The 20,379-nt window shown below is 40.7% G+C and carries 17 protein-coding genes; 15 read left to right on the top strand and 2 right to left on the bottom strand.

The features are described 5' to 3' along the window. Positions 1–90 precede the first annotated feature (90 nt). The 7 genes from Q0E03_RS05080 to pdxT all read left to right on the top strand — a co-directional run bounded on the left by Q0E03_RS05080 (position 91) and on the right by pdxT (position 5,302). Positions 91–519 carry a hypothetical protein gene (locus Q0E03_RS05080; protein WP_297130003.1) on the top strand — a complete coding sequence of 143 codons (429 nt, stop codon included), beginning with the start codon at positions 91–93 and terminating at the stop codon, positions 517–519. Between the two features lie 54 nt (positions 520–573). Continuing rightward, positions 574–2,262, top strand: a complete 1,689-nt coding sequence (locus Q0E03_RS05075; RefSeq protein ID WP_297130001.1) for an oligosaccharide flippase family protein — start codon at positions 574–576, stop codon at positions 2,260–2,262. A 55-nt stretch (positions 2,263–2,317) separates the two neighbouring features. Further along, positions 2,318–3,145 carry a nucleoside triphosphate pyrophosphohydrolase gene (gene mazG, locus Q0E03_RS05070; RefSeq protein ID WP_297129999.1) on the top strand — a complete coding sequence of 276 codons (828 nt, stop codon included), beginning with the start codon at positions 2,318–2,320 and terminating at the stop codon, positions 3,143–3,145. Between the two features lie 2 nt (positions 3,146–3,147). Next, positions 3,148–3,423: an HU family DNA-binding protein gene (locus Q0E03_RS05065; RefSeq protein ID WP_078768023.1), complete on the top strand. Its 276-nt coding sequence runs from the start codon at positions 3,148–3,150 to the stop codon at positions 3,421–3,423. Between the two features lie 62 nt (positions 3,424–3,485). Further along, positions 3,486–3,725 (top strand): RNA-binding S4 domain-containing protein, encoded by a 240-nt coding sequence (locus tag Q0E03_RS05060; RefSeq protein WP_297129997.1) that lies wholly within the window; start codon positions 3,486–3,488, stop codon positions 3,723–3,725. 120 nt (positions 3,726–3,845) lie between these two features. Next, positions 3,846–4,721: a pyridoxal 5'-phosphate synthase lyase subunit PdxS gene (gene pdxS, locus Q0E03_RS05055; protein WP_367270235.1), complete on the top strand. Its 876-nt coding sequence runs from the start codon at positions 3,846–3,848 to the stop codon at positions 4,719–4,721. Positions 4,722–4,735: 14 nt separating this feature from the next. Then, positions 4,736–5,302, top strand: coding sequence for a pyridoxal 5'-phosphate synthase glutaminase subunit PdxT (pdxT, locus tag Q0E03_RS05050; protein WP_297129994.1), 567 nt, complete (start codon positions 4,736–4,738; stop codon positions 5,300–5,302). Positions 5,303–5,624: 322 nt separating this feature from the next. On the opposite strand, the gene Q0E03_RS05045 is transcribed toward pdxT, so the two are convergent. Next, on the bottom strand, positions 5,625–7,157 hold the full coding sequence (locus Q0E03_RS05045; protein WP_297129992.1) for an MFS transporter: 1,533 nt from the start codon (positions 7,155–7,157) through the stop codon (positions 5,625–5,627). Between the two features lie 194 nt (positions 7,158–7,351). Here Q0E03_RS05045 and Q0E03_RS05040 point away from each other — a divergent pair, with 194 nt between their 5' ends. The 7 genes from Q0E03_RS05040 to Q0E03_RS05010 all read left to right on the top strand — a co-directional run bounded on the left by Q0E03_RS05040 (position 7,352) and on the right by Q0E03_RS05010 (position 17,921). Beyond that, positions 7,352–8,272, top strand: coding sequence for a hypothetical protein (locus tag Q0E03_RS05040; RefSeq protein ID WP_297129990.1), 921 nt, complete (start codon positions 7,352–7,354; stop codon positions 8,270–8,272). Positions 8,273–8,289: 17 nt separating this feature from the next. Further along, entirely contained in the window at positions 8,290–8,928 is a 639-nt protein-coding gene (locus Q0E03_RS05035; protein ID WP_297129989.1) for a hypothetical protein, read from the top strand. 61 nt (positions 8,929–8,989) lie between these two features. After that, positions 8,990–11,062, top strand: a complete 2,073-nt coding sequence (locus tag Q0E03_RS05030) for an NAD(P)/FAD-dependent oxidoreductase (protein WP_297129987.1) — start codon at positions 8,990–8,992, stop codon at positions 11,060–11,062. Between the two features lie 32 nt (positions 11,063–11,094). Continuing rightward, positions 11,095–14,250, top strand: coding sequence for a glycoside hydrolase family 2 TIM barrel-domain containing protein (locus Q0E03_RS05025; RefSeq protein ID WP_297129986.1), 3,156 nt, complete (start codon positions 11,095–11,097; stop codon positions 14,248–14,250). A 7-nt stretch (positions 14,251–14,257) separates the two neighbouring features. Further along, the gene (locus tag Q0E03_RS05020) at positions 14,258–16,318 is read left to right on the top strand and encodes a ComEC/Rec2 family competence protein (RefSeq protein ID WP_297129985.1); all 2,061 of its coding nucleotides are present in this window, start codon (positions 14,258–14,260) and stop codon (positions 16,316–16,318) included. Next, complete coding sequence (gene holA, locus Q0E03_RS05015; protein ID WP_297129983.1) at positions 16,306–17,331, top strand: DNA polymerase III subunit delta; 1,026 nt, start codon at positions 16,306–16,308, stop codon at positions 17,329–17,331. Before Q0E03_RS05020 ends, holA begins: the two co-directional genes overlap by 13 nt. Beyond that, positions 17,331–17,921, top strand: coding sequence for a toprim domain-containing protein (locus Q0E03_RS05010; RefSeq protein WP_297129981.1), 591 nt, complete (start codon positions 17,331–17,333; stop codon positions 17,919–17,921). The genes holA and Q0E03_RS05010 overlap by 1 nt, the downstream gene beginning before the upstream one ends. A 49-nt stretch (positions 17,922–17,970) precedes the next feature. Here the strand turns inward: Q0E03_RS05010 and Q0E03_RS05005 are convergent, their stop codons facing one another. Further along, a complete protein-coding gene (locus Q0E03_RS05005) occupies positions 17,971–19,029 on the bottom strand; it encodes a nucleotidyltransferase family protein (protein WP_297129979.1) in 1,059 nt (352 codons plus the stop codon). 116 nt (positions 19,030–19,145) lie between these two features. Between Q0E03_RS05005 and Q0E03_RS05000 the strand changes: the two genes are divergently transcribed. Beyond that, positions 19,146–20,363 (top strand): acetate/propionate family kinase, encoded by a 1,218-nt coding sequence (locus Q0E03_RS05000; protein ID WP_297129978.1) that lies wholly within the window; start codon positions 19,146–19,148, stop codon positions 20,361–20,363. Positions 20,364–20,379: the final 16 nt, after the last annotated feature.

Below are 20,379 nucleotides of genomic sequence, written 5' to 3'. Positions count from 1 at the left end.
ATGACAGTATGTACAAATTTCACTAATAATCACATTTGGTATTGCATTAAATTACATATTGTAATATAATGATATCAAAGAGGTGTAGTTATGCGAAATTTTAACGATGTATTGAATTCTGTTGACGAAGCTATCAATAACGCAAAAAAGAATGGTTCTATTGACGAAGTCATCAACAAAACAAAGGAATATGCCAAAAAGAGTGCACAGGCAATAGAAATTTCCCGTAAAAGAATAGAACTTCTTGATACAAAGACCAAGCTTGCCAAAGCATACGAAAAATACGGCAAACTTCAGTTTGCTGTTTATGACGGCGGTGAAGTCAGTCAGGATGACCTTGAGGCAACATGCGAAGAAATCATTATGCTCAAAAGTCAGTCGGAGTTTTTAGAGGCTGAGATTGAAGCGTTTAAGGAAGCGGTTGCGGCTCAGGTTGATGCCAAGGTTAATCCGAAAAAAGACGAAGATGTTGTTGTTGACGACATCAATGTAGAAGTTGTTGATTCCGAATCCGAATAATATACAAATATTTTAGACGGTGTATTTGCACCGTCTTTTTTTGTTGGTGATTTTGTGTCCTTAAAGAGTAAATATCTTTCATCGGCTTTTGTTTTGCTTGTGTCCACGGTGATTGTCAAGGTTATCGGAGCGGTGTATAAAATTCCGTTGACCGCATATATCGGCGGAGTCGGCAGGGGATATTTTGCCTATGCCTATAATCTTTGTTTGCCTGTTCACGCAATTACTATGGGTGCGTTCCCGATTGCATTGTCAAAACTTGTCAGCACCTACAATTCAAAGGGCGACACTCAAATGGTGTTGTCGCTTAAAAAAGGTTCACTCGGCTTGTTTACCGTTGTCGGTGCTGTCGGTATGCTTGTTTTGATTTGTGTCGCAAAGCCTTATTCCGATTTGATTGCTCATTCACCAAAGGCACTTTACACCGCCCTTGTGCTCGCACCGTCTGTGCTGTTTTCCTGTATGGGTGCGTCTTATCGAGGATATTTTGAGGGCTTTTTGAATATGCTACCGACTGCTGTCAGTCAAACGGTTGACGCACTTTTCAAAATGATTTTCGGTTTGCTGTTTGCAAAGTATTCAATGGCATATCTTTTTAAGGAGTATTTGCTGTCGGGCAAGGTGCTTGGAGAATTTGTGATAAATGACGAGGTAGCTTTGTCGCTGATTTATCCTTACACATCGGCGTTTGCAATGCTCGGTGCAACCTTGGGCGCTTTTGTCAGCCTGTGCTTTTTGTGTGTCTATTCAAAAATAAACAGCCCGAAAATTGCCACTCCGCTTGAAACTAAAACTGCAACTAAGGAACTTTTGATGTTCTCATTTCCGATTATGGTCAGCACGGGCGTGCAAAGTGTCTTTCAATTTTTGGACACCGCATCAATTCAAATTGCCATTGGAAAAATTGATTTAATTGCGTTGAAAAATATGTTTTCTCAGTCGTTGAATATAGTCAGCATTTCGGATGCAGATTTGCCTACTTATGTATATGGTGTGTTTTCCGCATCACTTGATTTCAAAAACTTAGTACCGGGTGTGACTATGGCTCTCGGTGTTTCTGCCGTTCCGGCAATCAGCAGAGCCTTTGAGCAGGGAAGCGGTCAACGATTGTCGGCGTTGGTGAATTCTATATACAAATACACCTCCTTGCTGTCGCTTCTCGGCGGTGCTGTGCTTTATCTTTGCAGCGAGGAAATCCTAACACTTTTTTACGGCAAAAACTCGTATGACATTGTTGTTTCGTCAGTCAATTTGGTCAAGTATTTTGCACTTACGGTTGTGCTTTATTCGCTTGCGGGCACAGCGGTTTTTGCCGTTCAGGCTATCGGATGTGCAAAAAAATCAATTGCGCCTTATATTGTTTCGGGTGTTGTCAGGTTGGTACTAAACTTTCTGTTGGTGTCCAACGAACGCCTTGTTTTGTACGGTGCGGTAGTTTCGGGTGCGGTCGGATATGCGGTGATTACCGTTTGGAATACAGTTGTTTTATGTAAAAAAGCGAAAATTAAATTTGACTTTTTGAGGTCAATGATTTTCCCGACGGGAATTTTTTCCTTCACTCTATACTTAAGCAACTTACTTTTTGGTCAAATATCCCTGCCATCTTCGATAATTGCCGTGATAATAATTAAATGTGTGATTTATGTCGTTTTATTCTGTATTTTGTGTTTTTTGTGCGGTATGCTGAATTTTAGAGAGTTTTTTTGTTATCTTGTTTCTAAAAAAATTAGTCTAAAACCTTGAAAAACCCGCATAAATAGTGTATATTACTAAAAGACACATAACGAGGAAATGACTTATGGCAGAAGAATTTGTATTGAAAGATAAATATAATATGGATGACTTTGTTGCCATTATCAAAGTTCTTCGTGCACCGGGCGGTTGCCCTTGGGACAGAGAACAAACTCACGAATCTATAAAAAAGAATTTTATAGAAGAAACCTATGAGGTTGTTGAAGCAATCAATAAGCAAAGCCCCGATATGCTTCGTGAAGAACTTGGGGATGTTCTTTTGCAGATTGTGCTTCATACCGAGATGGAAAGTGAAAAAGGCAATTTCACTTTTGATGATGTTGCAAATGACATTGTGCAAAAACTTGTTGTTCGTCATCCTCATGTTTTCGGTGAGGTTGTTGCAAACAATACTGCCGAGGCACTCAATAGTTGGGATGCCGTAAAACTCAAAACTAAGGGACAAAAAAATCAAACAGAGTCTATGCTCAGCGTGCCTCGTGAACTTCCTGCACTTATGCGTGCACAGAAAATTCAGCACAAGGCGGCAAAGATTGGCTTTGATTGGGACGATGTCGGCGGTGCGGTCGATAAACTCTATGAAGAGATTGATGAGTTAAAAACAGCAATGGAACAAGGCAAAAGGCTTGATATTGAGGATGAATTCGGAGATGTTCTTTTTTCCTGCGTAAATATTGCTCGATTTATTGACGTAGACAGCGAGGAGGCACTTACCGCAGCTTCTGACAAGTTTATGTCACGCTTTTCACTGGTTGAGCAAATGGCAAGTGAACAAGGAATAGATATGAAATGTTCATCAATAGAAGAACTTGAAAGGCTTTGGGACAAGGCTAAGAAAATAAAAAATTCCGAGAAATCGGTAATGGAGGATTAATTATGAATAAAACTGAATTGGTTGCAGCTGTAGCTGCAAAGGCAGAATTATCAAAGAAAGACGCAGAAGCAGCAGTAGCAGCAACATTTGATGCTATCACAGCAGCTCTTGCAGAGGGCGACAAGGTTGCTCTTGTTGGCTTCGGCACATTTGCAGTTAAGGAAAGAGCAGCTCGCACAGGTCTTAACCCTCAGACAAAGGCTAAGATTGAAATCCCTGCATCAAAGGCTCCAAGCTTCAAGGCAGGCAAGGCACTTAAGGACGCTGTTAACGCTTAATTATTTGCAATAAAATTCAAGGTGTCTTTCGGGACACCTTGTTTTATTTAAAGGAGTATTTTATGCGACTTGATAAATATTTAAAGGTATCTCGCATCATAAAACGCCGAACTGTTGCCAATGAGGCTTGCGATGCAGGCAGAGTTGAGGTCAACGGAAAGGTGGCAAGAGCATCGTATGATGTCAAGATCGGCGATGTCATAAAAGTGTCGCTCGGCTCGAATGAGCGTGAGTATGAAGTGCTTGAGGTTCTTGAGCACGCACTGAAGGAAGATGCCGCAAAAATGTATAAATCATTGTAATTTTTAGAGTGCAGAAGTTCAATCTGTACTCTATTTTTTTATCAAATTTGAATATTGTTTAATGCACAGATTATGTTATGATGTAATTGTTCGAACAAATATAATATTTTCGAGGTAATTATTATGAGCAACAGATATGAATTGAACAAGAATCTTGCACAAATGCTTAAGGGCGGTGTAATTATGGATGTTACAACACCTGAACAGGCAAAAATTGCGGAAGAAGCCGGCGCTTGTGCGGTTATGGCACTTGAGAGAATTCCTGCCGATATTCGTGCCGCAGGCGGTGTTTCAAGAATGAGCGACCCAAAGATGATTAAGGGTATTCAGGAGGCTGTGTCAATTCCGGTTATGGCAAAGTGCCGTATCGGTCATATTGCGGAAGCACAGATTTTGCAGGCAATTGAGATAGATTATATTGATGAAAGCGAGGTTTTGTCACCTGCCGATGACCTTTATCACATTGACAAAACCGAGTTTGATGTTCCTTTTGTTTGCGGTGCGAGAGATTTGGGCGAGGCACTTCGCAGAATTGCAGAGGGTGCTTCGATGATTAGAACAAAGGGCGAGCCGGGCACAGGAGATGTTGTTCAGGCTGTCAGACATATGAGAAAGATTAATGCCGAAATGCGCCGTGTTCAGTCGCTTCGCAAGGATGAACTTTTTGAGGCAGCAAAGGAATACAGAGTGCCTGTTGAACTTATCAATTATGTTCACGAAAACGGCAAACTTCCTGTTGTAAACTTCGCCGCAGGCGGTGTTGCAACTCCTGCCGATGCCGCACTTATGATGCAACTCGGTGCAGAGGGCGTTTTTGTCGGTTCGGGAATTTTCAAATCAGGCAAGCCTGCAAAGAGAGCAGCCGCAATCGTAAAGGCTGTTACTAACTATAACGACCCTCAAATCCTTGCTCAACTCAGCGAAAATTTGGGCGGAGCAATGGTCGGAATTAACGAAAACGAGATAAAAATCATTATGGAGGAAAGAGGACAGTAATCCTCTGAATAATTATGAAAATCGGAGTTCTTGCGTTGCAAGGTGCTTTTGAAGAACATATCAAAAAACTGCACGAACTTGGGGTTGAAGCATACGAAATTCGACAGCTCCGTGACCTTGATGAAAGACCCGACGGTTTGATTATTCCGGGCGGTGAAAGCACGGTTATGAGCAAGCTCCTCGACGACCTCGGTATGCGTAACAAGGTGCTTGAGTATGCACACGGCGGAGTGCCTGTTTTCGGCACTTGTGCGGGACTTATTCTGATGTCTAAGGAAACGGGCGACCCTCGTTGCACAGGACTTGGATTGATTGATTGCACGGCAAAACGCAATGCCTACGGCAGACAGCTCGGAAGCTTTGATACCGTTGATGAATTTGGAAATTTGGGCATAATTCCTATGGTGTTTATTCGTGCACCGTACATCAGTAGAGTCGGTGATGGGGTTGATGTCCTTGCCACGGTGAATGAAAAAATCGTTGCCGTGCGTCAAGGAAATTTCCTCGTGACGGCTTTTCATCCCGAACTGACTGACAATTTGTCGGTTCACAGATATTTTATTGATATGATAAAAGCATAAATGAAAGCAAAAAAATAAGACCTGACTTGCAATTGAGTCAGGTCTCAGACTGTCGATAAAGCCTCTGAAACACGCCAAAATATAATCAACCGAATTATGCCTCCTCTTTTAGTAAAAGGGGAGGTGGCAACACGAAGTGTTGACGGTGGGGTTTTAAAAATGCCGTAGGTATTGAACCTACGGCATTTTTGGCGTTTTTCGTTTTTTGCGAACAAGCGGTACCATCGTACAGCAATGTTCGCAAGAAAACGAAATTCAGAACCTTTCTCAACAATCTATAGCGTGTCGAAAAAATATTTTTTCGACACGCTATAGGTATTTTTTATTCACTTTTTGTTGAGTGATTGATTGCTTCTTGTTCTGCAAGTCTGTCTGCACGCTTGTCTGCAAGTTCAACAATCATTTGTTGCTGAAGTTTGCCGTAGATAGGGTAGAAGACAAATGACAATCCGTAAAGTCCTCTTGCAAGAGCCGGCAAAACGCAGAATATTGTCCAAATGCCGTTGAGCATTTTGGGGTCTGTTTGTGGAATTGCATTGCCGAGTTGATCGGTAAGCGGTATGTAGTTAATCCAAGTAAGTACCATACCCGAGAGCCAGCCTGTAACCGATGTTGCTAGCTTGGTGAAGTAACCTTGAACTGTTGTAACAAGTGCTTCGTTTCTGAGTCCGTGCTTCCACTCCATATAGTCAAGAGCTTCTGCCGTAACGATTTGTCCGGAAACGTTGAGGATTTTGTTTGGCAAACCGCAGATTGTCAAACCTAAGATAACCCATGCAAGGTTCAAGATTTTGTTGTCTGCAAAACTGTCTCCGAAAGGATGATATCCGATGAAATATAAAGTCATATACGCAAAGAAACCAAAAAATCCTGCGATGATTGATGTTGTACGGGCTCCCCACTTCTTAACCATTTTTGCTGAAAGCGGAACCATAATGTAGTTTGGTATACCTGTGAAAAGTCCGGAAACAGTTCCATTCATAAGCGAGCCGGTGTTGTTGAGCCAAAAGTATGATTCGGAAGAACCGCCGACAGACTTGAACGCATTGAAGAAGTTTGCAAGGATAACCACAATAAGCGGTCTGTTTGTAATGATGTTTTTTAGAGATTCGAGTGCAGAAGTTTCTTTCATTTCTGCACGGCTCATCAACGGAACACGCTCTCTCATATTGAAAAAGCCGAACACTGCAAAAAATGCCGCAAGAATAAGCATAAATCTTGCAAAGCCGCTGTAAACGCCCTGCATAGAAATGCTTTTGTTGATTTTCGGAAGCAGAGTAACCATAACAGGAACGAGTGACGGGATCCAAGTGCCGAACAATTCAAAGAACTTTGTTATTGTGATAAGGTTGTCACGCTCATTGGTGTTTGGTGTGATGTTGTATATCATAAGGTTCCAAGCACCGAAATAACTCATTCCGAGTCCGTAGATAACTATGGCAATGGCTGACCAAGCAGCTTTGCCACTTTCACTAAAGCCCATATTTGGTGCCGTGAACATCATATATCCGCCAATCAACCACAAAGGCAACGGCAAGATGAAATAAGGTCGTATTCTGCCCCAACGGGTTCTTGTTCTGTCAATAATAAGACCCGATATTGTATCGTCAACCGCATCATATAATGATGAAAAAAAGTTGATGTTAGCATATACTGTTGGGTTAAGCTTTAAAAACTGAATTAAAAAGAATTCCTTGAAAGCGGTGACAAATTGGTCTAAGTTCTTCCAACCGAAGTTAACAAGAACATATGCCGCAATTTCTTTTGGAGTGAGGTACCTTTTTCTTGTGTAAGCAAGCTTGTCAAGTTCTTCCTCGCTCGCAGCGATTTCATCAGTAGATACAGTGTTTTCCAATTGCATCCCTCATTTCTGTTTTTTTATAAAGATATAAATAAATATTATCATAGTAATTCAATAAATTCAATACTTTTTTTGAATATATATATATTAATGTCAAAAATTTAATTATTAGGTAAATAATGTTGACAAGTGATATAAAAAATTATATTATATATAATAACTATATAGAAACGAATAGAGGTAAAAATATGGCAAACACATGTCCTAATTGCGGCAAAAAACTTCATTGGTATGATATAAAAGCCGAGTGCCCTTCTTGCGGCATCAATATTCCAAACTATAATTGGGAGGAACGGCTTGAAGCCGATAATCAATTGGCAGAACAAAAATTCGCCGTTTTTTACCGTGCACTTAACAGAATAGCGTATTCAATTTGGGGAACAAAATTGAGGATTGTAAGAATTATCTTTTCCGTTTTGCCTGCCGTCGGATTTCTTTTGCCGTGGGCAACTCTCAAAGGCGATGCCGACAGCGTAGGACTTGATTTGTTCGGTATGAGCAGCAAGATAACTCTTATTGATTTGCTTAAAGACTTTTTCGGAAATTTCAATGTGTACATAACTAATATGAAAAGCGAGCATTTTTCGGGAACACTCAGCCTCACGATGTATGCGATGATTTTTATGATGTTGTCGCTTTTGCTTGCGGTCATTGCATTTTTCCTTATTTTTATTCTTTCAAAGCATTTCAAAACAAAGGCAATTACGGTCTTTGATTGCTTGAGCGTTGTGTCAGCCGTGTGCAGCGCTGTTTGCTTTGCCGTGGGCGCCAATGCCGCACCGAAAGCAGATGCAATAAATTTTGGCACTTTTTCTTTGAACAATGCAACAGGCAGTGTCGCTTGGGGATTTTATATTGCGCTTGTGCTTTTGATTTTGGATGTTGTTGCAAATGTCGCAGTTTGCAAATCACCTGCAAAATCAGATGAACAGCTTGAAGCCGAAAGACTTGAACGCAAGGCTGCTAAAGAGCAAAAGGAATATGAAATCGCTCTGAAAAAAGAGATTGAAAGAGAAGAAGCAGAAAAGAAAGAAAAAGAAGAGCAGGCAAGAATTGTTGCCGAGGCAAAGGCAAAACTTGCCAAGCATGAAAATAAAAAGAAAAAATAATTTTTGAGGTAATTCAAATGGATAAACAAAACAAACAAAATAATCAAAACAAACAGACAAAATACATTGCCGGCTCAAAAGTTCGTGTTTCGACAGTTGCAATCGTTTCAGTGATTCTTGCCGTATTGCTTGCTTTGTCGTCATTTGGTTTGGCTGTTTTCAGTGCAACCCCGTTCCAATTAAAGGATGGTAAGGTTGATGTGTATGAACTTAAATCAAAGCTTTACACTGAAGCTATCGTTAAGGCTTTGCCAAAGAAAATCACAGGCGACGACGGCGGTAAAAAGATAGATTTTTATCTTGAGGTAAATGATAATTACGACCCGTCTGAGGATGCACCTGTTGAGCAATACAGAGTTTATTATTATCTTAACGGCAAAAAGGTTATAGCTACCAACGGTGTATATAAGGGCAATTACGAAACAATGTATCCTCTTATCGGCTTTTTCTGGCAAGGTATGGATAACCTCAAAGTTTTGAAGAAAGTATTCACTGCATTAATTGTTCTTGTATGCTGTGCGGTTTTGGCTTTCTTGATTTGGCTTATTGTTCTTCTTGTAAGAATAAAAGAAGAAAGACAATTCAGTGTAAGCTATCAAGAACAAAAACTAATTAAGGAAGCTGAAAAGAAAGCAAAAAAGTATAATAAGGAATAGTTTTATGGGCTTGCCCTTGTCGGCGAGCCTTATTTTAAACTAAGTCATAAAGGGGATTATTATGGATTACAAAATGCTTTTCTCTCCTATGAAAATAGGCAACACAGAGATTAAAAACAGAGTTGTAATGGCTCCGATGTGTATGGGCTTCGGTCAGTTTGACGGCAAGGTTACCGATGTTATGGCAGATCATTATGTTGAACGTGCAAAGGGCGGTGTCGGTCTTATTATCACCGAGATTACCCGTATCAATGATGTGACCGGTGCATCTTCGTTTGGTCAAATGGCGTTGACTCACGATTCTCAAATTGCTCCGCTCAAAAATATGGTTGATCGTGTTCATTCCTACGGTGCAAAAATATTTGTTGAGCTTCACCATCCGGGCAGACAAAACCTCGGTCTTATGATGGGCACTGTTCCGCTTTCGGTTGCTTGCGATAAAATTATGGGCAAGGCATATGCAAAGCTTCTTACCGGTGCAATTATTCCCCCGGGAAAGAAACTTCAGGATAAGGACATTGTTCCTCGCACCGTTGCTCCGTCAAAATGCGAAAAGTCAAAAATGGCGGACAGCGTAAACAGAGGACTCACCAAAACAGGCATCAAAAAGCTTGTTCGTCAGTTTGTTCAAGGTGCTGTCAGAGCACAAAAGGCAGGCTGTGACGGTGTTGAACTTCACGCTGCACACGGATATCTTATTCAGCAGTTTTTGTCACCAAACACTAATCGCAGAAATGATGAGTACGGCGGTTCTCTTGAAAATAGAATGAGATTCCTCAACGAAATCATTGACGGAATAAGACTTGCTTGCGGCGACGATTTTCCTCTTGTTGTTCGTCTTTCGGTTGATGAGATGTATGCAAAAATCGGTCAGCCGGGCAAGGGCTACGATTTGCAGGAAGGACTCAAGATTGCCAAGGCACTTAATGATAAAGGTATAGACGCCATTGATGTTTCATCAGCGGCTTATGATACATTCAACTATTGGCTTGAACCGACAACTTTCCCACTCGGCTGGAGAAAGTATCTTGCCGAGGAGGTCAAAAAGGTTGTTGATATTCCTGTTATTGCAGCAAACCTCATCCGTTCTCCTGAACAGGCAGAACAGCAATTAGAGGACGGTATTCAGGATTTCATTTCTCTTGGCAGACCGCTTCTTGCAGACCCTCATTGGGTTAATAAGGTTAAAGAGGGCAAGGAAGATACAATCAAGCGTTGCGTATGTTGCCTGTACTGCTTTGAAAGTATGGAAAACAACGCTTATGAATATACACACGGCAGATGTTCGGTCAATCCGTTCATCGGCAGAGATTCTCTTGAACTTGAAAAGAACGGCAACGGCAGAAAAATTGCGGTTGTCGGCTCAGGCGTTGCAGGTCTTACTGCTGCCGAACTTCTTTCAAGACGAGGCTTTGATGTCACCGTGTATGAAAAGGAAAATACTGTCGGCGGTCAGATTAATCTTGCCGATAAGCCGCCACACAAGGAAAAACTCCATTGGTGTGTTGATGATTTGTACACTAACGCAAAGAACAACAGTGTAAAGTTTGAGTTTAATACCGATGTTACAAAAGAGTTGCTCGACAAAATCGCTCCTGATTTTGTTATCAATGCAACAGGCGCAAATGCAGTCTTTCCAAAGGCTTTTGCAGGTGATAATGTCAGCACTGTTACTGAAATTCTTAACGGCTCAATTAAACTTGAGAATAAGAAAGTTGCAGTTATCGGTTCGGGTATGACCGGACTTGAAACTTCGGAACTTTTGTGTGAGATGGGCAATAAAGTTACCATTCTTGAAATGGCAGACACCATTGCACCGGGCGCATATTTCCAACAGCTTGATGATGCTTTGCCAAAGCTTAAAGAGGCAGGCACAGTGTTTATGCCTTCAACAAAATTGCTTGAAATCACCGCTGATGGCTTAACCGCAGAAAGCACAAAGAACGGTGACAAGATAAAACTTGATGTTGATTTTGTTGTTCTTTCAATGGGTTGCCGTCCTGATAACGCACTTTACGAGCAAATCAAGGACAGCACAAAATACAAAGTTATTAATATCGGCGACAGCGTTAAGGTCGGCAGGATTGCAAATGCCACCGAATCCGCTTTCCAAGCTGTTATGTCAATAAAATAAATAATAAAAAGCAAAGAGTATAAGGGGTATTTATGGAAAAAAAATTTGTTTGGGAAGACCCGAAAACGGTCTATATAAATAAGGAAAAAGGGCATGCCATTGCGATGCCTTTTGATACTGTTGACGACGCACTTTCGGGTGAACAATCAAAGTATAAGCAGAGCCTCAACGGTAAGTGGAAATTCCATTGGCAGAGAGGTCTTGAAAATCAGCCTGATGGCTTTGAAAAGCCAAGCTACGATGTTTCCGGTTGGGACGAAATCTCTGTTCCGTCAGTTTGGCAGTGCGAGGGATACAGTGTGCCTTACTATTATGCAAGTACATTTCCAAGAGCATTCAGCCGTTCAAAGAGTCGTATTCCGTCAATCGACCATACTATGCAGGAAATCGGTTTCTATCGCAGAAGCTTCAACATCAGCAAGGATTGGGACGGCAGAGATGTATTCCTCCATTTCGGTGCGTGCAAAGCTGCTCTTGAAGTATGGGTAAACGGCGAATATGTAGGCTATTCAACAGGTTCGATGACTCCTCACGAGTTCGAAATCACAAAGTATCTCAAAGACGGCGAAAATACAGTTGCAGCAAAAGTTTATCGTTATGCCGCATCAACTTATCTTGAAGATCAGGATATGTGGTGGCTTTGCGGTATTTATCGTGAGGTATATCTTTTTGCAGAACCAAAAGTCAGACTTTTCGACTTCTATGCAAAAACTGACCTTGATGAAGAATATAAGGATTCAACACTTTCAATCGATTTTTATGTAAACAACCGCCTTGAAAAGGACGCTTCTGTTACTGTTAAGTCTTACCTTATCAGCGACACGGACAAGATTATTGAACTTGATGATGTTTCTGCAAAGATTGCAGGCAACAATGATGTTGTTTTGAGCATTAAAAATGAGATTAAGAACCCTAAAAAATGGTCTGCAGAAGCACCAAATCTCTACCGTCTTGTTATGCAAATTCTTGACGAAGACGGCAATCTTATTACTGTTAAGACATATGACATCGGCTTTAAGAAAGTTGAAATTGTCGGCGAAAAGATTTTGTTCAACGGTATGCCTTTGATGATTAGAGGCGTAAACCGTCACGATTTTGATATGGATAACGGTTGGAATGTACCAAAAGAAAGATATATTCAGGACCTTGATCTTATGAAGATGGCAAATGTAAACGCTATTCGTACTTCTCACTATCCTGATGATCCGTATTTCTATGAACTTTGCAACAGATACGGTTTCTATGTTATGGATGAGTGCGATTTGGAATCTCACGGTGTTCGTCGTAAGGGTGTTCCGGGTTCAAATCCGCTTTGGACAGATATGGCTGTTGACAAGATGGAGAGAATGGTTCTCCGTGACAGAAATATTCCTTGTATCTTTATGTGGTCACTCGGCAACGAAGCAGGCGACGGCGACAACTTTATGAAGATGAAGCAGGCTGCTTTGGCTCTTGATGACACTCGTCAGTTCCACTATGAGGGTGACTTTGACCTTACAAAGAGTGATGTAATTTCTCGTATGTATCCTGATGAAGCTACTATGAAGAAACTCGGCAACAGAGAGCCTATTACAATCTCTCTTTATGACAATATTGCAAATCAGCTTGCAGCCGATTCAAAGCCGATTCCGGCTGAGAAGTACACAAAGCCTGTTCTTCTTTGTGAATATGCTCATAGTATGGAAAACTCTATGGGTAACTTCCAAGAATATATGGACGACTTTGAAAAGTACGACAATATGTGCGGTGGTTTTATTTGGGACTGGGTTGACCAAACTCTCCATGTTGTTGATGAAAATGGCAAGGATAACTATCTTTACGGCACAGACTTTGAAAAGGACGAGCCACGCCATTGGTACAGCGGTATCAATACAACCGCAATGACAGGTTCAAATACTTATTTCTGTGCAAACGGTGTTATTTCTGCACTTCGTGAGCCACACCCACAGTATTTTGAGGTTGCTCACGTTTATCAACCAATCGTAACAACTGCTTATGACCTTTCTAAGGGCAGATTTAATGTTCGTTCAAGATTCTTGTTCACCGATGTTTCCGCTTATAAATGCAAGTGGAGAATTGAGTGCGAGGGTGATGAAATTCAGTCGGGCGAAATGGATAAGTTCTCTGTTGCTCCTCTTCAGGAAAACTTTATTGATATTCCTTATGACTACGCTTCACTTCCACAAGATAAGGAATGTGTGCTTACTATTTCATTCCATTCAAAGAAAAAGACTCCGGGCATTAAGTCAAATGCTGAAATTGCTTTTGACCAATTCATTCTTAATACTCCGACAAAGCCTGTAATTTCCAAGGAAGGCAAAGCACCTTCAACTGAAAAGAAGGGCAACAATGTTGTTGTATCGGGTGACAACTTCACAGTTAAGGTTGACAACGGTGCAGTTACATCATATGTTGTTGACGGCGAGGAACTCCTCAGAGCGCCTATGGCTCCAAACTATTTCAGAGCACTTACAGATAACGATATTGACTTCCTCAACTTCGTTTCTCCGTTCCTCTTTATTCATCCTTATTATAAGTGGAAGCGTGCCACAAAGGCTGTAAGAGCACTTAAGACTACTATCGAGGAAAAGGATAACACAGTTAAGGTTAAAGTTGCTCTTGATGTTCAGTTTATGAAAAATGCGTTTGTATCATATACTGTTTATCCTGATGGCAAACTTGCTGTATATCACAGTGCAGTTCCAAAGGCAGCACTTCTTCGTTTTGGTTTCCAATGGAATGTTGACAAATCGTTGACCCAGATTTCTTGGTACGGCAGAGGTGAAGCTCCGTCTTATCCTGACAGAAAGACAGGCTACAAGATTGGCAAATATTCATTGCCTATAGATAAGTTTGAATACACATATATGCGTCCTCAGGAATCTTCAACTCGTGCAGATGTAAGATACTTTACATTGACCGACAAGAAGGGTAGCGGTATCAAGGTAACTGCATATTATGATAAGCCGGTATTGTTCTGTGCACTTCCTTACACACCTTTTATGCTTGATAAGTATGAGCATGTAACCGATATTGACAGAACTCACGACATCACCGTAAATGTTGATTCATCACAGTACGGTATTGGCGGTGATATGCCGGGTCAGGCTTTCGTTCGTGATAAGTATCAGGTTAAGGCAGGCGAAAAGCAGGCACTTTCATTCCTTGTTGAGCCTTATAAGAAATAATTGAATTATGAAAAGAGTATTCACCTGTATAGGGTTTTCTATGGCAACGACGCTGTTTGCGCTTTGCTTTGTAAAATATGAATACATATTTCTGTTGACAGTAGGACTTGCGGTTATTTTTATCGCAAGTCTTATTATGCCAAATTTCAGACAGGCTGTTGTCGTGCCGTTGTCCCTTGCGTCAGCGGTGTTTGCCTGTCTTTTATTTGTTGCCACAACGCAAACCACAGTCGAACCTGTTAGGTCGCTTGAAAATCAAACTGCCGAATGTGAGTTTTATGTTATAGATAACGGCACTGTTGGCGACCGTTCAAAAACATATTCGGCAAAGATAGTCAAAATGGACGGCAAAGATGTAAACTTCAAATCTGCCTTGTATTTGGATAAAAGAGTAAATCTTCGTCCTTACACTATGGCAAAGGGAAAAATGAAGTTTTATTCAGTCGGCAAAAATGGGTTTTCGAGCTATGGAAAATATGCAGACGGTATTTATATTTCTGCCAAATGTAACCTGACGGAATGTTTTGGCGAACGGGTCAATTCACCTATGAGATATGTTGTTGCGCTCCGTCAAAACATAAGGGATAAGCTTTCGTATCTTATGGCAGGCAAAGAGGGCGGATTGTCTGTTGCACTCATAACAGGCGACAAATCGTATCTTGACAGAGATGTTAAAACAGCATTTATGTATTCCGGAACTTCGCATATTATGGCTGTTTCGGGTTTGCATTTGAGTGTCATAATCGGCACACTTCTGTTCATTCTTAAAAAGCTGAAAATCAGCCATAAGATTTCAAGTCTTGTGTGTATTGCGTCAGTCATTTTGTATATGGGCTTGGCAGGTTTTTCCGGTTCTGTAACAAGAGCAGGAATAATGCTGATTGTTATGCTTTCGGCGGGATTGTTTTCTATGAGAGGTGACAACCTCAATTCGCTCGGCGTTGCGGTAACAATTATGTGTATTTTCAATCCGTATTGCGTAACTGACGTCGGAACTGTTTTGAGCGTTTTGTCGGTATTGTCGCTTTTAACGCTTAATCCGTTCTTTTCTTCAAAACTTCAAATGCATTATGCCGACCCACTTGACAAAACTGCAAAGGAAAAGTTTGCAGATTGTATCTATTCTGTTTTTCGTACATTTTATACGTCGGTTTGTGTGTTTTTGTTTACAATTCCTGTTTTGTATATGTTCTTTGGATATACAAGCATTGTAGGTATGGTTTCAAATCTCCTGGCTGTACCGCTGGGCAGCTTGTGTGTTGTTATGTCATTTTTGACATATTTTGTGTCTCTGATCAGTATAACACCGTTGACCGCTTTTGCGGTGCTTCTTGCAACAAAATGCAATGCTTTGCTGATAAAGTTTTGTATGCTTTTTAAAGCGCTCAACAATTCCGTTATTGCTTTTGATTATGTGTTCGGATTGTGTCTTGCAGGCGTTCTTGTGCTGGTTGGACTTGCTTTTGTTTTCGGCAATAAGCAACTGTTCAAAAGAACAGCGGTAATTTCGCTTGCGGTTGTTGCGGTTTGTATGAGTGTTGCGTTTGCTTGTGATTATAATTCTCTCACTCTTCGTGTTTTTTCTCACGGTGCAACCGTCGGCACTTATAAAAATATAACCGTTGTTTATGGCATAAACACTTCCGATGATTTTTATTCGGTCAGCAGATATTTGCAAAACAATGCAATTTCGGTTGACTATCTTGTTACTCAGAGGTCGTATTCATATCCTGCAAAACTGAGCAATTACACAAATGTAAACACATTGCTTTGTGATGAATTTGAAGATTGTATTCTTGTCGGCGGCAGATATAATAATTTAGAGGTTCAAAATAGTTATAATGTTTCACTTGATGACAGCTTTGCTTTTTGTTATAATCAAGGAGATATGGTTTTTCATTTTAATGGTGCAACAATAGGCTCAACCGATGATTGCGATTTTAAAATTTCATCGTCAAAGATTGTAGATTCAAACGGCATTGTTGAACTTGATGACAATCCGGTGGTTTATAAAATAAATGACAAAAATTCTTTTAAGGTAAGGAGGCTTAATCAATGGCAAAAGTAGGAGAAGCGGAACTTAAAAACCAAATAAAATCCGGCGACTTTTCAAATGTCTATATGATTTACGGTGAAGAAGATTACCTAAAGGAATTTTATGTAAATAAACTCAAAGCCAAACTTGTTGAGCCTGCGTTTGCCGACTTCAATTTTCATCAGTATGACGGCAAAAAAACTCCGATTTCCGAGATTTTGAATGATGCTGATATGATGCCGATGATGGCTGAATATTCTTTTTTGCTTGTTAATGATTATCCTTTTGACAAAAGCAAGGAAGACGTCGAAAAGGTAAAGGATTACCTAAATGATATTAATCCGAGTGCCGTTGTTGTGTTTTTGTTCACTCAAATTGAGGTCAATGCAAAGTTTAAATCTCTTGAAAATGCGATTGCAAAGGCAGGAACGGTTGTCAATCTTGAAAAAAGAACCGAGGGTGAACTTGCAAAACTAATTATTTCTTCCGCAAAAAAAAGAGGCTGTTCAATAGATACAGCCAATGCAAAATATATGATTTCGCTTGTCGGGAACGATATAAAAACCGTTTTTAACGAACTTGATAAAATGTGCTCTTTTGTCGGCGAAGGTGAGATAACACGCAAAATCATAGATGATTTGGCTGTCAAATGCCTTCAGGCAAGAGTGTTTGATTTGTCAAAGTTTATCCTTGCAGGCAACAGCGACGGTGCTTACGAGGTGCTTCGTGTACTTTTTGCACAAAAGGAAGAACCTATTGCCGTGCTGTCGGTCATTTCTTCTTGTTATATTGATATGTACAGGGTAAAATGCGCCATCGCTTCGGGAGAGGGCGAAAATTCGCTTGCAGGTTATTTTAACTATAAGGGCAGGGAGTGGCTCATCAGAAATGCTGTACGTGACAGCAAAAAACTCAGTCTTGAAAATCTGCGTTGTGCAATTGATGTGCTCTCAAAGACCGATGAACTTTTGAAGTCCACATCTATTGATAAAAACCTGCTTCTTGAGGAAACTGTTATGAAACTTTTGATGTTGAGGAATGGCTGATGGAAGAAAAAATCAAACTTACCGAAGCTGTTATAGTTGAGGGAAAATACGATAAAATTAAGTTGTCAAACATTCTTGATGCGTTTATTATTGAAACCAACGGTTTTGCAATATTTAAGGATAAATCCAAACTTTCTTTCATTAAAAAGCTCGCAAAAGAGAGGGGGATAATTATCCTTACAGATTCTGATCACGCAGGCTTTATGATAAGAAATTATATTTCTTCGGGCGTGCCAAAGGAACAAATAAAAAATGTTTATATACCCGATATTTTCGGCAAGGAAAAACGTAAGGACACTCCGTCAAAAGAGGGTAAATTGGGCGTTGAGGGTATGACAAAGGAAGTGATACTTGCTTCTTTGGAAAAAGCAGGCGTTTCGTCAACTCATTCTGTTTGTGAAAATCCCGTTACCACCGTTGATTTTTTCGATTTAGGTCTGACCGGCGGAACAAATTCAAAGGCAAAACGTAAAGCTGTTTGCAAGGCTCTTGATTTGCCCGAATTCCTTTCAACTTCGTCACTCATTTCTTGCATAAATAATTTTATGACAAAGGAAGAATTCTTTGACCTTTGTAATAATTTTGATTAAATTTATAAATGATGAAAGCACCGAAATCCTGATGACTTTGGTGCTTTTGCTATTTCACTATTTCAATTTTTGCTCTTTGTTCCTCACCGCAAGGCTTTATATTCGTGTACCCCAAATTGTATATGTCTGTAAATTTACACTCCAAATCAAACAACTGCTTTACTTCGTTCGATTCTATGTTGCCGTATTTTGTGATTATCGGCAGGGTAGAGGTCTTTTTCATTTGGGCGAGTATTTCTCTGCCTTTGTCGTTGAAAGCCAAAATATGCAGATACTGTGGAGATTTCGGAATGTCCTTTGTAATTCCGAGATATGAACGCAGAATTATTCGTCTGATTCGGGAATGAGTGTATCTCTTTGTTTTGATGTTGTCGTACAATTCTTCAAGCGTCAACGACTCGGCAACTGCCCTTACAATCCTGTTTTCGAGTCCTTCTCCGACGTCTTCAATTTTCAAAAAATCGTCTGCCGTCATTGTACGGAGCTTGTACAAAATTGCCTTTTCGCAGTTTTTCATTGATGAGATTTCGTCAGCGCTTAGATGTTTTCGGATTTCGCTTGCGGAGTATTCGCCGTCGTCTGTGTCGTGGCCTTTGCCGATTCTCTTTATCGCCATTGCTTCAAGTTTTGTGTATGTCAAATACTCAATTGCAAGTATGTTATTTGGTGTGTCAAGCAGTGGAGAATTAACGGCGTTTTTGCGTGCGGTTGGGTAGGAAACTCCTTTTTTCAGTTCCTCTTTAATCAATTCGTCCTTGTCCTGTATTTCTTTTGCAACTGCCTTTAATTCGTCAACATTGTCGCATTCCGCACCGAATGCAAGACAATCGCAAATGCCTGTTGCCTCCAAAATTTCAACGCCGGCTTTTGCGTATCCCTGTGCGGATTGAATTGTGCACAATGCCGGGATTTCTATCACAAGGTCGGCGCCGTTTTCAACAGCCGTTCTTGCACGGGCGTATTTGTCGTATACAGCAAATTCTCCTCGCTGAACGAAGTTACCGCTGAGTGCGCATATAATGGCTGAGTCGCCGTTTTTGCAACTGTCAAAAAGATGCTTATGCCCTTTGTGCAGGGGGTTAAGCTCGCAAATAATACCGAAATTCATTTTTTTACCCTTTTTATCTTGATTTACTCTTGACATTCTTAATTTATAATATTATTATTATTTATATACTATTCTATATTATTATAAAGAAAATTTCAAGTGCGGAGGAAACATAGATGAAAATTCTTGTAATTAACTGTGGTAGTTCTTCTTTGAAGTATCAGCTTATTGATATGAAAGACGAGTCTGTACTCTGTAAGGGTGCCGTTGAGCGTATCGGCTTAAAGATTACTGGCGGAGAAGAAAATGTTATCATAAAGATTGACGACAAAAAATATACTTACGATAAGGAGTTGCCGACTCATACAGATGCATTCAACGAAGTTAAGTACATCTTGTGTGAGGGTGAACACAAGGTTGTTGACAGCTTCGACGAAATCGATGCTATCGGTCACAGAATCGTACAGGGCGGCGACAGATATACACAGTCTGTTATCGTTACACCAAAGGTTTGCGATGAGGTAGAAGAGCTTGCTCCTCTTGCACCGCTTCACACTCACGCTAACATTGCAGGCTACAAGGCTTGCCTTAATGTTGTAGGTCCTGATGTGCCTCAGGTATTCGTATTCGACACAGCGTTCCATTCAACAATGCCGCCAAAGGCATATATGTATGCTTTGCCTTATGAGTATTACGAAAAGTACAGTGTTCGTCGTTACGGCTTCCACGGTACATCTCACAAGTTTGTTTCTCACAGAGCAGCAGACAGAATCGGCAAGAATATTAAGGATCTTAGAATCATCACTTGTCACCTTGGCAACGGCTCATCAATCGCTGCGGTTGACCACGGCAAGGTTGTTGATACATCAATGGGCTTTACCCCTCTTGATGGTTTTATGATGGGCACTCGTTCAGGCGGCGTTGACCCATCGGCAGTTACTTTCATTATGAAGAATGAAAATCTTTCTCCTGACGAGATGGATGCAATCCTCAACAAGCAGTCAGGTGTTCAGGCTATTTCAGGTATCTCATCTGACGACCGTGATATCTGCAAGGCTCAAGAAGAGGGCGATGAGAGAGCTATCCTCGCTCACGAAATGCAGGCTTACGAAATTGCAAAGTTCATCGGCTCATATGTTGCTGCAATGAACGGCGTTGACGCTATCGTATTCACAGGCGGTATCGGTGAAAACGGTGTATGGCTTCGTTCAAAGGTTTGCTCATATCTCGGCTATCTTGGTGTACACATCAATGAAGCTGTTAACTCAAAGACTCAAAAGGGCGCTGAGGCAGAACTTACAGAGCCAACAGACGACGTTAGAGTATTCATTCTTGCAACTGATGAAGAACTTATGATTGCAAGAGATACAGAAGAACTTGTAAAGTCATTGTAAATAATTTTTTATCGCA

This window comes from uncultured Eubacterium sp. (assembly GCF_934525195.1).
Taxonomy (GTDB): domain Bacteria; phylum Bacillota; class Clostridia; order Oscillospirales; family Acutalibacteraceae; genus Eubacterium_R.
This window is presented reverse-complemented; position numbering and strand designations above follow the sequence as displayed.

Coding starts and splice junctions, on each gene's coding strand:
- Q0E03_RS05080 (WP_297130003.1), top strand. CDS start 91: ATGCGAAATTTTAACGATGTATTGAATTCTGTTGACGAAGCTATCAAT.
- mazG (WP_297129999.1), top strand. CDS start 2,318: ATGGCAGAAGAATTTGTATTGAAAGATAAATATAATATGGATGACTTT.
- Q0E03_RS05065 (WP_078768023.1), top strand. CDS start 3,148: ATGAATAAAACTGAATTGGTTGCAGCTGTAGCTGCAAAGGCAGAATTA.
- Q0E03_RS05060 (WP_297129997.1), top strand. CDS start 3,486: ATGCGACTTGATAAATATTTAAAGGTATCTCGCATCATAAAACGCCGA.
- pdxT (WP_297129994.1), top strand. CDS start 4,736: ATGAAAATCGGAGTTCTTGCGTTGCAAGGTGCTTTTGAAGAACATATC.
- Q0E03_RS05040 (WP_297129990.1), top strand. CDS start 7,352: ATGGCAAACACATGTCCTAATTGCGGCAAAAAACTTCATTGGTATGAT.
- Q0E03_RS05035 (WP_297129989.1), top strand. CDS start 8,290: ATGGATAAACAAAACAAACAAAATAATCAAAACAAACAGACAAAATAC.
- Q0E03_RS05030 (WP_297129987.1), top strand. CDS start 8,990: ATGGATTACAAAATGCTTTTCTCTCCTATGAAAATAGGCAACACAGAG.
- Q0E03_RS05025 (WP_297129986.1), top strand. CDS start 11,095: ATGGAAAAAAAATTTGTTTGGGAAGACCCGAAAACGGTCTATATAAAT.
- Q0E03_RS05020 (WP_297129985.1), top strand. CDS start 14,258: ATGAAAAGAGTATTCACCTGTATAGGGTTTTCTATGGCAACGACGCTG.
- holA (WP_297129983.1), top strand. CDS start 16,306: ATGGCAAAAGTAGGAGAAGCGGAACTTAAAAACCAAATAAAATCCGGC.
- Q0E03_RS05010 (WP_297129981.1), top strand. CDS start 17,331: ATGGAAGAAAAAATCAAACTTACCGAAGCTGTTATAGTTGAGGGAAAA.
- Q0E03_RS05005 (WP_297129979.1), bottom strand. CDS start 19,029: ATGAATTTCGGTATTATTTGCGAGCTTAACCCCCTGCACAAAGGGCAT.
- Q0E03_RS05000 (WP_297129978.1), top strand. CDS start 19,146: ATGAAAATTCTTGTAATTAACTGTGGTAGTTCTTCTTTGAAGTATCAG.